At 75.0% G+C, this 12,183-nt stretch carries 2 protein-coding genes; both read right to left on the bottom strand.

All coding sequences use genetic code 11. From position 1 onward, the window contains the following. Nucleotides 1-121: 121 nt before the first annotated feature. On the bottom strand, nt 122-3,244 hold the full coding sequence (locus ACFVSN_RS43375) for a type I polyketide synthase (protein WP_387597127.1): 3,123 nt from the start codon (nt 3,242-3,244) through the stop codon (nt 122-124). Nucleotides 3,245-3,296: 52 nt separating this feature from the next. Further along, nucleotides 3,297-12,183: SDR family NAD(P)-dependent oxidoreductase (locus ACFVSN_RS43370; protein ID WP_387959005.1), on the bottom strand; the 8,887-nt coding region annotated here is incomplete at its 5' end.

Below are 12,183 nucleotides of genomic sequence, written 5' to 3'. Positions count from 1 at the left end.
AGCCACGCCGGCGGGCGCCGCGCGGGGGGCCCCCCGGCGCCCGCTCCCGGGGTAGCCCCCCCCGTCCCGGGTGGGGCGGGGGGGGGGCGGGGCGCGGCGCCCGCCCCCACCGCTCTTGGCGTCAGGCCGCCGCGAGCTGCTCCTCCAGGAAGGTGACCACGGCGGCGGGTGTCGGGTGGTCGTACAGCAGGACCGCCGGCAGCAGCAGTCCGGTGGCCTCGCAGAGGCGGTTGCGCACCTCCAGGGCGGAGAAGGACGAGAAGCCGATGTCGAGGAAGTTGTCGTCGGCCGCGATCTCGCCGGGGGCGGAGTGGCCGAGCACCTCGGCCGCGTGGACGCGGACGAGGTCCAGCAGCGACAGCTCGTCGACCAGGCCGCTCTGGTCGGCCTGGTCGGCCGGTGCCCCGGAGTCCTGCCGTGGTTGGGCCGGAGCTCCGGAGACAGCCGCCCCGGAGGCCGCGGTGGGGCCGGCCGGGACGGTGACGTCCGTCCACCAGTAGTTCCGGTGCTCGAACGGGTAGGTCGGCAACTCGGCGGGCACCGGGTGGTGGTCGCCGTACCAGGCGTCCCAGCGGACCGACCCGCCCGCGGCGTGCAGTCGCGACACCGCGGTGACCAGGGACTCCTCCTCCGGCCGGTCGGGCAGCAGGACCGGTGTGACCACCGGAGCCGCGTCCGGCAGGCAGGCCCCCACCATGGGGGTGAGCACGGCGTCCGGGCCGACCTCCACGAACGCCCTGGTCCCGGCCTCGTGCAGCGTGGCGACCACGGCGCCGAAACGCACCGGCGAGCGGAGCTGGCGGGCCCAGTACTCCGGCTGCCGCAGTTCGTCGACGGTGACCGGCCGCCCCGTCAGGTCGGAGACGACCGGGATCGCGGGCGGGCGGAAGTCGAGCCCCTCCACCACCGGGCGCAGCCGGTCGAGCGCCCCGTCCATGTGGTGCGAGTGGAAGGCGTGGCTGACGCGGAGCAGGCGGGTCCTGCGGCCCTGGGCCCCGAACCGGGCGACGATCTCGCGCACCGCGTCCGCGTCGCCGGATACCACGGCCGAGCCGGGCCCGTTGACGGCCGCGAGGTCGGCCCGGCCGTCGTACTCGGCGAGGACGGCGAGCACCTCCTCCTCGGACGCCTCGCAGGCGGCCATCAGCCCGCCGGCCGGGAGTTCCTGCATCAACCGGCCGCGCGCGGCGACCAGGGCGGCCGCGTCGGCCGTCGACAGCACCCCGGCCGCGTGGACCGCGGTGAGACCGCCGAGCGAGTGTCCGGCCACCCGGTCCGGCTCGGGCAGCAGGTCGCCGAGGAGACGGAAGAGCGCGGTCTCCAGGGCGAAGAGGGCGGGCTGGGCGTACTCGGTGCGGTCGAGCAATGCGGCCTCCGGACTGTCCGGTGCCGCGAACAGCAGCGACTTCAACGGACGGTCGAGCAGCGGTACGAAGGCCTCGCACACCTCGTCGAGCGCGACCCGGAAGGCCGGCCTGCTCTCGTACAACTCCCGTCCCATGCCGATCCGCTGGCTTCCCTGGCCGGTGAACAGGTAGGCGGTGGGCAGGCGCTCGGCCGCCGTTCCCCGCACCGCGTGGGGGGCCGGCCGGCCGGCCGCGAGAGCGGCCAGCGCGGCGAGCCGCTCCGCGGGGGAGCCGGGCAGGACGACCGCGCGGTGCTTGAACGCCGTCCGGCCGAGCGCGAGGGTGCGGCCCACCTCGGCGGGGGCGGTGTCCGGGGCCCCGGTCAGGTGGTCGTGCAGCCGGGCGGCCTGGGCGCGCAGCGCCGATTCGGTGCGCCCCGACAGCGGCCAGGGCGCGAGCGGGGCCGGACCGTCCAGGTGGGCGTCCTCGGCCGTCGGGTCCTGGTCCGGGTCCGGCGGAGCCTGTTCGAGGATCACGTGCGCGTTGGTCCCGCTGATGCCGAAGGAGGACACCCCGGCGCGGCGCGGTCGGCCCCGGTCGGGCCACGGCAGGGCCTCGGTGAGCAGTTCGACGGAGCCGGCCGACCAGTCGACGTGCGGGGTCGGCTCGTCGACGTGCAGGGTGCGCGGCAGCACGCCGTGCCGCATGGCCTCCACCATCTTGATGACGCCCGCGACGCCCGCGGCGGCCTGGGTGTGACCGATGTTCGACTTGAGCGAGCCCGTCAGCAGCGGCTCGCCCTCCGGCCTGCCCTGCCCGTACGCGGCGAGCAGGGCCTGTGCCTCGATCGGGTCCCCCAAGCGGGTGCCGGTGCCGTGCGCCTCCACCGCGTCCACCTGCTGGGGAGCCAGTCGGGCGTCGGCCAGGGCCTGGTGGATCACCCGCTCCTGGGTGGGGCCGTTGGGAGCGGTCAGGCCGTTGCTCGCGCCGTCCTGGTTGACCGCGGAACCGCGCAGCAGGGCCAGGATCCGGCGGCCGTTGCGGCGGGCGTCGGAGAGGCGCTCCAGCAGCACCAGGCCGGCGCCCTCGGCGAACCCGGTGCCGTCGGCCGCCGCGGCGAACGCCTTGCAGCGGGCGTCCGCGGAGAGACCGCGCTGCCGGCTGAACTCCACCAGCAGCATCGGGGTCGCCATCACCGTGACGCCGCCGGCCAGCGCCAGGTCGCTCTCGCCGCGCCGCAGCGACTGCGCCGCGAGGTGCATCGCGACGAGCGAGGACGAACAGGCCGTGTCGAGGGTGACGGCGGGTCCTTCGAGCCCCAGGTGGTAGGCGACCCGGCCGGAGGCGACGCTGGTCGCGTTCCCGGTCATCAGGTGGCCCTCGTACCCCGCGGGCACCCGGTCCGGCGGCGGGACGTACGCCTGGGAGACCAGACCCGCGAAGACGCCGGTCCGGCTGCCGCGCAGCGAGTCCGGTGCGATGCCGGCCCGCTCGAACGTCTCCCACGCCACCTCCAGCAGCAGCCGGTGCTGGGGGTCCGCGGCCACCGCCTCGCGCGGCCCCATGCCGAAGAACGCGGCGTCGAACCCGCTGGCCCGGTCGAGGAACCCGCCCTCGCGGGTGTACGTGGTGCCGGCCCGGTCGGGGTCCGGGTCGTAGAGCGACGCCAGGTCCCAGCCGCGGTCCTCGGGGAAGCCGGAGATGACGTCGCGCTCCTCGGCGACCAGCCGCCACAGGGCCTCCGGGGAGTCGGCACCGCCGGGGAGGCGGCAGGCCATGCCCACCACGGCGATCGGCTCGTGCTCCCGGTCCTCCAGTTCCCGGATCCGCTTGTTGGCCTGGCGCAGGTCGGCCGTGGCCCTCTTCAGGTAGTCGCGGAGCCGGTCTTCGTTGCTCACCACTGTCGCACTCTCTTCTGCTGGCGTCGGCTTGGTCGGGGCGCGCTCGGGGTCAGGACGCATCCAGTTCCTCGTCGAGCGCGCGGAACAGTTCCTCGTCGGTCGCCGTTTCGAGGTCGACCTCCGGCTCCTCGGAGGGGCCGGCGGCCAGTTCGTCCCACCGCCACAGGGCGGCGCGCAGCCGCTCCCGCAGCCTCGGGAACTCCCCGCTGTCGACACTCACCGAGGCGAGGAGCCGGTCCAGTTCGGCCGCGGCGTCGTCCGGTGCGAGCAGCGTGAGCAGGTGGCCGGCGAGCGCCGCCGGGGTCGGGTGGTCGAACACCAGAGTGGTCGGCAGCCGCAGCCCGGTGGCGGTGCCGATCCGGTTGCGCAGCTCGACCGCGGTCAGCGAGTCGAAGCCGGCCTCCTTGAAGGCCCGGTCGGCGTCGACGTCGTCCGGGTTCAGGTGGCCGAGCACGGCCGCGACCTGCTCGCGGACGAGGCGCAGGAGCACCTGAGCCCGTTCGGGACCGCGCAGCGCGGCCAGTCGGTCCGCGAGGGTGGCGGCGGACGCGGCGACGCCCTGGGCGGCCCGTCGCACGACCTGGCCGCGCACCATCGAGCGGAGCACCGCCGGGAGTTCGCCGCTGCCGGCCCGTGCGCGCAGTCCCGCGGTGTCCAGCGGTGCCGGGACCAGGAACGGCCGGCCGTCCGCGAGCGATGCGTCGAACAGTGCCAGGCCGACGGGCAGCGGCATCGGGACCAGGCCGCCGCGGGCGATGCGGGCCAGGTCCGCCGCGGCCAGGTGCCCGGTCATCCCGCTCGCGTCCTCCCACATGCCCCAGGCGAGGGACACCGCGGGCAGGCCCTCGGCGCGCCGCTCGCGGGCGAGGGCGTCCAGGAAGACGTTCGCGGCCGCGTAGTTGGCCTGTCCCGCGCCGCCGAGCAGGCCGGAGGCGGAGGAGAACAGTACGAACCAGGACAGGTCGAGACGGCGGGTCAGCTCGTGCAGGTTCCAGGCCGCGTCCACCTTGGGCCGCAGCACCGCCTCCACCTTCTCGTCGGTCAGGGACGCGAGGACGCCGTCGTCCAGGACGCCGGCGGCGTGGACGACACCGGTGAGCGGGTGTTCGGGAGCGATGCCGTCGAGCAGTCGGGCGAGCGCCTCCCGGTCGGCCGCGTCGCAGACGGCGATCCGCACGTGTGCGCCCAGCGCGGTGAGTTCGGCGACGAGTCGGTCGGCACCGGGGGCGTCGGGGCCGCGGCGGCCGGTCAGCAGGAGGTGCCGCACACCGTGCTCGGTCACCAGGTGGCGGGCCAGGGCCGCCCCCAGGGTGCCGGTGCCGCCGGTGACCAGGACGGTGCCCTCGCCGACGGGGGCCGCGGGGAGCGTGAGCACGACCTTCCCGACCTGCCGGGCCTGCCCGAAGTAGCGGAACGCGGCAGGTGCGTGGCGGACGTCCCACGTGGTGACGGGCAGCGGCGTCAGCGCCCCCTGCTCGAACAGGTCGAGCACGCGGGCCAGCACCTCGCCGACCCGGTCGGGGTCCATGCCGAGCAGTTCGAAGGGCTGGTACTCGACCCCCGGCCGGGCCGCCGTGACGGCCGCCTGGTCGCGCAGGTCGGCGATGCCCATTTCGACGAACCGGCCGCCGGGGCCGAGCAGTCGCAGCGAGGCGTCGATGAACTCCCCGGTCAGCGAGTTGAGGACGACGTCGACACCGTGGCCGCCGGTCGTCGTGAGCACCCGCTGCTCGAACGCGGTGCTCCGGGAGGACGCCAGGTGCTCGTCGTCCAGCCCGAGGGCGCGCAGCGCGCCCCACTTGCCCGGACTCGCCGTGGCGAACACCTCGGCGCCGAGGTGCCGGGCGACCTGGAGGGCGGCCAGACCGACGCCGCCCGCTCCGGAGTGGATCAGCACCCGCTCGCCGGGCCGCACCCGGGCCAGTTCCACGAGCCCGTAGTAGGCGGTGGTGAAGACGGCGGGCACACCCGCGGCGGCGGCGAAGGACCAGTCGGCCGGCATCCGGGCGACCAGCCGCCGGTCGGCGACGGCCACCGGTCCCACCGCGCCCGGCACCAGGCCGAACACCCGGTCCCCGACGGCCAGTCCGGTGACACCGGGGCCGAGCTCCAGCACGGTCCCGGCGGCCTCGGTGCCGAGCGGCGCGCCGACCGGGACCACACCGAGCGAGGTGAGCACATCCCGGAAGTTGAGCCCGGCCGCGCGGACCGCGATCCGGACCTCCCCGGCGCCGAGCGGGGCCCCGGCCGCCGGGTACGGGGCCGCGTGCAGGTCGTCGGGCGACCCGCCGGGGGTCTCCAGACGCCAGGCGGAGCCGTCCTCCGGGGTGGTGAGCGCCGGTTCCGGTGCCGTCCTGGCCAGCCTCGGCACGAGGATCCGGCCGTCCCGGAGGGCGAACTGGGGCTCGCCGGTGGCCAGCGCGGCGGCGAGGACCAGCTCGGAGGCGGGTTCGCCGTCGCTGTCGACCAGGACGATCCGCTCCGGGTGCTCGGTGGCCGCGGACCGCACCAGGCCCCACAGCGGTGCGGCGGTGAGGTCGACGGGGTCGCCGGGGGCGGCCGGCACCGCACGGCGGGTGAGGACCACCAGGCGGGTCTCCTCGTCCCGCTCCTGGTCGGCCAGCCACTGCCGGAGCCGTGCGAGCACCGCGAGCACGGCGCCGCGGGCGGCGTGCGGGACGGGCTCGCCCGCGGCGGACGCCGTCTCGGTCTCCAGGAGCTCGTACGGTGGGGGCACGGCCGGGCCGGGCTCCGGCAACTCGGTCCATTCGAGCACGTGGAGCCCGTCGGCCCCGGCCCGGGGCGAGGCGGACCGCAGCCCGCCGGGCGCGACCGGCCGCAGGGTGAGCCGTTCCGCCGTCGCCACCAGGGCACCGGTGGGGTCCGAGACGGAGACCGTGACGGTGTCCTCGCCGCCGGTCCCCGGTGCGACGGTCACGCGGAGGGCGGTGGCCCCGGCGGCGTGCAGGGCGACCCCGGACCAGCTGAACGGCAGCCGCACACCGGTGCCGAGGAAGTCGCCGAGCCCCATGGTGTGCAGGGCGGAGTCGAGCAGCGCGGGGTGCAGCGCGAAGCGGGCGGCCTCTGCGTGGTGTTCGGGGCTCAGCGACACCTCGCCGTGGACGCTGTCCCCGGCCTTCCAGGCCGCGGTGAGGTTGCGGAATGCAGGACCGTACTCGTAGCCCAGCGCGGCGAGTTCCTCGTAGAGCCCGTCGGCGTCCAGCGGGGTCGCGCCGGGCGGCGGCCACTCCGGCGCTCCCGCGGCCGACGCGGTCGCGGCCGGCGCCTCGGGGGCCAGGACGCCGGAGGCGTGCCGCAGCCACGGGGCGTCCGGCTCGGCAGCGTCGGGCCGGGAGTGGACGCTGACGCCGCGGCGGCCGTCTTCGTCGGGTGCCTCCACCGACACCTGCAGCCGCACACCACCGCGCTCGGGCAGCACCAGGGGCGCCTCCAGGGTGAGCTCCTCCACCCCGTTGCCGCCGACCTGCTGGGCGGCCTGAAGGGCGAGTTCGAGGAACGCGGTCGCGGGCAGCAACGGGGTGCCGCTCACGGCGTGGTCGGCGAGCCAGCCGTGGGACTGGTGGGAGACGCGACCGGTGAGCAGCAGTGCGCCGTCGGTGGCGAGTGTGGTGGCACCGGTCAGGAACGGGTGGTCGGCCGAGTCGAGGCCGAGGCTCCCCGCGTCGCTGTTGGCCGCAGGGCCTTCCAGCCAGTAGCGCTGGTGTTGGAAGGGGTAGGTGGGGAGGTTGGGGGGTGGGGTGTGGGTGGTGGGGGTGGTGGTGGGGTTCCAGGTGATGGTGTGGCCGTGGGTGTGGAGGTGGGCGAGGGATTGGTGGAAGCGGTGGAGGTTGCCTTCGTTGCGGCGGAGGGTGCCGGTGATGGTGGGGGTGGTGTGGGGGTTGGTGTGGGTGGTGGTGTCGTGGATGGCGGTGGTGAGGACGGGGTGGGGGCTGATTTCGATGTAGGTGGTGTGGCCGTCGTTGTGGAGGGTTTGGATGGCGGGTTGGAAGAGGACGGGGTTGGCGAGGTTTTGGTACCAGTAGTCGGGGGTGAGGTGGGTGGGGTCGAGGTAGGTGTTGGTGAGGGTGGAGTAGAAGTTGGTGGTGGTGGGTTGGGGGGTGATGTCGTGGAGGAGGGTGTTGAGGGTGTGTTGGAGGGGGTGGACGTGGGGTGTGTGTGAGGCGTAGTCGACGTTGATGGTGCGGGCTTGGATGTTGTGGTTGTTGAGGTGGGTGACGAGTTGGGTGAGGGTGTGGGGGTTGCCGGCGATGATGGTGGTGGTGGGGCCGTTGATGGCGGCGATGTGGAGGTCGGGGTGGTTGTCGAGGTGGGTTTGGGTTTGGTCGGGGGTGAGGGGGATGGAGGCCATGGCGCCGGTGCCGGCGAGGGTTCGGAGGGTTTGGGCGCGGAGGGTGACGATTTTTGTGGCGTCGTGGAGGGTGAGGGCGCCGGCGATGTAGGCGGCGGCTATTTCGCCTTGGGAGTGGCCGATGACGGTGTCGGGGTGGATGCCGTGGTGTTGCCAGAGTTTGGCGAGGCTGGTGTTGATGGCGAAGAGGGCGGGTTGGATGACGTCGACGCGGTCGGTGGGGGGTGCGTCGGGGTGGCCGTTGAGGACGTCGAGGAGGTTCCAGCCGGTGTGGGTTTGGATGGCGTTGGCGGTGGTGGTGAGGTGTTGGGTGAAGACGGGTGAGGTGGTGAGGAGTTCGCGGGCCATGCCGTCCCATTGGGGGCCTTGGCCGGGGAAGACGAAGACGGTGCGGCCGGGTGGGGTGGCGGTGGCGGTGGTGAGGTGGGGGTGGGGGGTGTTGGTGGCGAGGGCGTTGAGGGCGGTGAGGAGTTGTTCGCGGGTGTTGTGGGGGGTGGTGGTGATGGCGGCGCGGTGGGTGTGGGTGGCGCGGCCGGTGGTGAGGGTGTGGGCGATGGCGGCGGGGTCGGTGTCGGGGTGGGTGTGGGTGTAGGTGTGGAGTTGGCGGGCCTGTTCCTGGAGGGCTTGTTCGGTGTGGGCGGAGAGCAGGAACACGGTCGGGCCGGTGGCGGGCGTGACCGGCCCCACCGGCTCGGTGGTCGGGGCCTCCGCCAGCGCGGGCGCCTCCTCCACGATGACGTGGGCGTTGGTGCCGCTCATCCCGAAGCCCGACACACCTGCTCGCCGCGGACGGTCACCGGGGGCCCATTCCCTTGCCTCGGTGAGGAGTTCGACGGCGCCGGCGGTCCAGTCGACGTGCGGGGTGGGCTCGTCGACGTTGATGGTGCGGGGCAGGAGGCCGTGGCGCATGGCCTCGACCATCTTGATGATTCCGCCGACTCCTGCGGCGGCCTGGGTGTGGCCGATGTTGGACTTCAACGAGCCCAGCAGCAGCGGACGTCCGGCGGGCCGGTCCTGCCCGTAGGTGGCCAGGATGGCCTGGGCCTCGATCGGGTCGCCCAGCGTCGTGCCGGTGCCGTGTGCCTCCATGGCGTCGACGTCGGCGCTCGTGAGCCCGGCGTCGGCGAGCGCGGCGCGGATCACCCGCTGCTGCGAGGGCCCGTTCGGGGCGGTGATGCCGTTGGACGCGCCGTCCTGGTTGGTCGCGGTGCCGCGGATCACGGCGAGCACGTGGTGGCCGTTGCGGCGGGCGTCGGAGAGGCGCTCGACCAGCAGCAGGCCCACGCCCTCACCGAACGACGTGCCATCGGCCGCCGCGGCGAACGCCTTGACGCGTCCGTCCCTGGCGAGTCCGCGCTGGCGGCTGAAACCGATGAAGATGTCCGGGTTGGCGAGCACGGTCGCGCCGCCGGCGAGCGCCAGGTCGCACTCGCCGCGCCGCAGGGACTGCACCGCGAGGTGCAGCGCGACCAGCGAGGACGAGCACGCTGTGTCGACCGTGACCGCCGGCCCCTCCAGGCCGAGCGTGTAGGAGATCCGGCCCGAGGCGATGCTGCCGGCGCTGCCGAAGCCCAGGTAGCCCTCCATGTCGGCGGGCAGTTTCACGCGCGAGCCGTAGTCGGTGTAGACGACTCCCGCGAAGACGCCGGTCCGCGAGCCGTGCAGCGAGGTCGGGTCGATGCCGGCCCGCTCGAACGCCTCCCACGCGGTCTCCAGCAGCAGCCGGTGCTGCGGGTCCATGCTGGTCGCCTCGCGCGGGCTGATGCCGAAGAACGCGGGGTCGAACCGGTCGGCGTCGTGCAGGAACCCGCCCTCACGGGCGTACGAGGTGCCGGCGTGCTCCGGGTCCGGGTCGAACAGGCGGTCCAGGTCCCAGCCGCGGTTGGTCGGGAACGGTGAGATGACGTCGCTCTCGGACACCACCACCTGCCACAGGTCCTCCGGCGTGCGGACCCCGCCCGGGTAGCGGCAGGCCATCGCCACGATGGCGATCGGCTCCCCGTCGTGGGCGGTGGCGACGCGGACGGCCGCCGTGCCGGCGGTGCCCAGCAGCTCGGCGTGCAGGTGGGCGGCCAGTGCCTGCGGGGACGGGTGGTCGAAGATCAGGGTGCTCGGCAGCTTCAGGCCGGTCGCGGTGCTCAGCCGGTTGCGCAGTTCGACGGCGGTCAGCGAGTCGAAGCCGGCGTCCTTGAAGGCCCGCGCGGCGTCCACTGCCTCCGTCGTGGTGTGGCCGAGGACGGCGGCGACCTGGCGGCGGATCAGGTCGAGTAGCAGGCGGCGCTGTTCGGACTCGGGCCGCCCGGCCAGCGTGGAGGCGAGGGTGTCCGCCTGCGCGGTGGTGGTGGCCGCGGTCCGGACGGTCCGGACCAGCGAGCGCAGCACCGGGGGCAGCAGTCCCGCCTCGGCCTGCCGGGCCAGGGCGGTCCGGTCCAGCCGGACGGGGAGCAGCGCGGCGCGCGGCCGGGTGTGCCGGATGGCGGTCAGGGCGGTCGCGACCTGGTCGGCGGTGAACCGGGCGAGTCCCCGGACGGCCGAGGGGTCGTCCTCCTCGCGCGGGCCCCAGGCGAGGGAGAGTCCGGGCAGGCCCAGCGCGCGGCGGTGGTGTGCGAGGGCGTCGTGGTAGGCGCCGAGGGCCGCGCGGGAGGTCTGCCCGGTGCCGCCGAGGGTGGCGGAGGTGTCGGGCGCGAGCAGCACGAACGAGGTCAGGTCGAGTCCGAGCGTCAGCTCGTGGAGGTTCCAGGCGGGGGCGACGGCCGCGCGCAGGGCGTCCGAGAACGTCTCGGGGTCGGTGGAGAGCAGCACCGTCCGGGGTGCGGACGTGGCCGCGTGGATCACGCCGGTCGGCGGGTGGGCGGCGGGCAGGGCGGCGAGGGCGGCGGCGAGGCAGTCGCGGTCGCCCGCGCCGCCCTCGGCGACGAGCACCTCGGCGCCGAGCGCGGTCAGCCGCTCCGCGAGGCCCTCGTCGGCATCGAGCAGCAGCAGGTGCCGGGCGCCCTGCGCGGTGACAGCGTGCTCGGCGGCCGCGGCGGCGAGGTCCCCGCCGCCGGAGACGATCACCGTGCCGGCGCCGGCGGGCGCGGCGTCCTCGACCGGAGCGTCCGCGTGGTCCTCGGGGGTGTTCCTGACCAGTCGGGGGATCCTGATCCCGCCCTCGCGGAGGGCGAGCTGGGGTTCACCGGTGGCCAGGGCGGCGGGCAGGGAGCGCAGCGAGGACCGGGCGTCGTCGAGGTCGACGAGCGTGATCCGACCGGGGTGTTCGGCCTGGGCGGCCCTGACCACGCCCCAGACCGGCGCGGGCGCGAGGTCCTGGACGTCCTCCCGGTGGGTCGTGACGGCGTGCCGGGTGAGCACCACGAGGCCGGTCGACTCCGCCCGGTCGTCGGCGAGCAGTTCCTGGAGCCGCGGCAGCAGGTCGCTCGCGGAACGGGCCGTCAGGACCGTCACCTCGGGCACCGCCGTTTCGGGCGCCGGGGTCGTCGTGTCGTCCCCGGCGGTCCCGTAGGCCTCCGGGTAGGGGACGAAGCCGGCAGCGCCGAGGGCCTCCGCGAGGCCGGGCGGGGTCTCGCCGCTCACCGTCCAGGAGCCGATCGCCGGGGCGGCCGGGGAGTCGGTTTCGAGCTCGGGCCACTCCAGGCCGAGCAGCCAGTCGTGGCGGACGCGGTCGGCCTGCCGCACGGGGCGCAGTCCGACCGACTCGACGGTGGCGATGGGGGCACCGGTCGCGTCGGCGAGGTCGAGCGCGAAGGAGCCGGCCCGGGGCGAGATCCGGACCCTGAGCGTGCCGGAGCCGACGGCGTGCAGGGTCACGCCGCGCCAGTCGGCGGGTGCGGCGGACTCGTCGGCCTCGCCGAGCAGCGGCTGGAGCGCGGCGGTGAGCAGGGCGGGGTGCAGGCCGTAGCGGCCGGCCTCGGGGGCCGCCTCCTCGGGTGCGGAGAGCTCCGCGTAGATCAGTTCCCCGTGCTGCCAGAGCCGGGCGGGTCCGTCCGGTGCCGCATCGTCGAGCGCGGTGGCCCCGACGGGCGGCCAGGCGGTGAGGGGGTCCGGCGCGCGGTCGGCCGGTGCGGGCACGAGTGTGCCGGTGGCGTAGGTCGTCCAGGGGCGCAGCAGCGGATCGTCGTCCGCCGCGTCCTCGTACGGGCGGGCGTAGAGGGTGACGTCCCGGCGGCCGTCGTCGTCCGGGGCGCCGACGGTGAGTTGCAGGTCCACGCCGCCCGCGGGGGGCAGGACGAGTGGTGTGGTGAGCGTGAGCCGTTCGACGGCGAGTTCGTGCGGGCGGCCCGCCTGGAGGGCGAGTTCGAGCGGGACCGTCCCGTTGAGGTCGGTCTCGGTGAGCCAGCCGTGGGTCTGGTGGGAGACGCGGCCGGTGAGCAGGAGTGCGTCGCCGCCGCCGAGGGTGGTGGCGGTCGTGAGCAGCGGGTGGTGTGTGCTCTGCAGTCCCAGGTGCTCGGGGTCGGTGCCGGTGGCGGCGTCCTCCAGCCAGTAGCGCTGGTGTTGGAAGGGGTAGGTGGGGAGGTTGGGGGGTGGGGTGTGGGTGGTGGGGGTGGTGGTGGGGTTCCAGGTGATGGTC

It is taken from the genome of Kitasatospora sp. NPDC057904 (assembly GCF_042887925.1).
Lineage (GTDB): Bacteria > Actinomycetota > Actinomycetes > Streptomycetales > Streptomycetaceae > Kitasatospora.
Note: the sequence above shows the minus strand (reverse complement) of the source record. Positions and strands in the feature narration are given on the sequence as shown.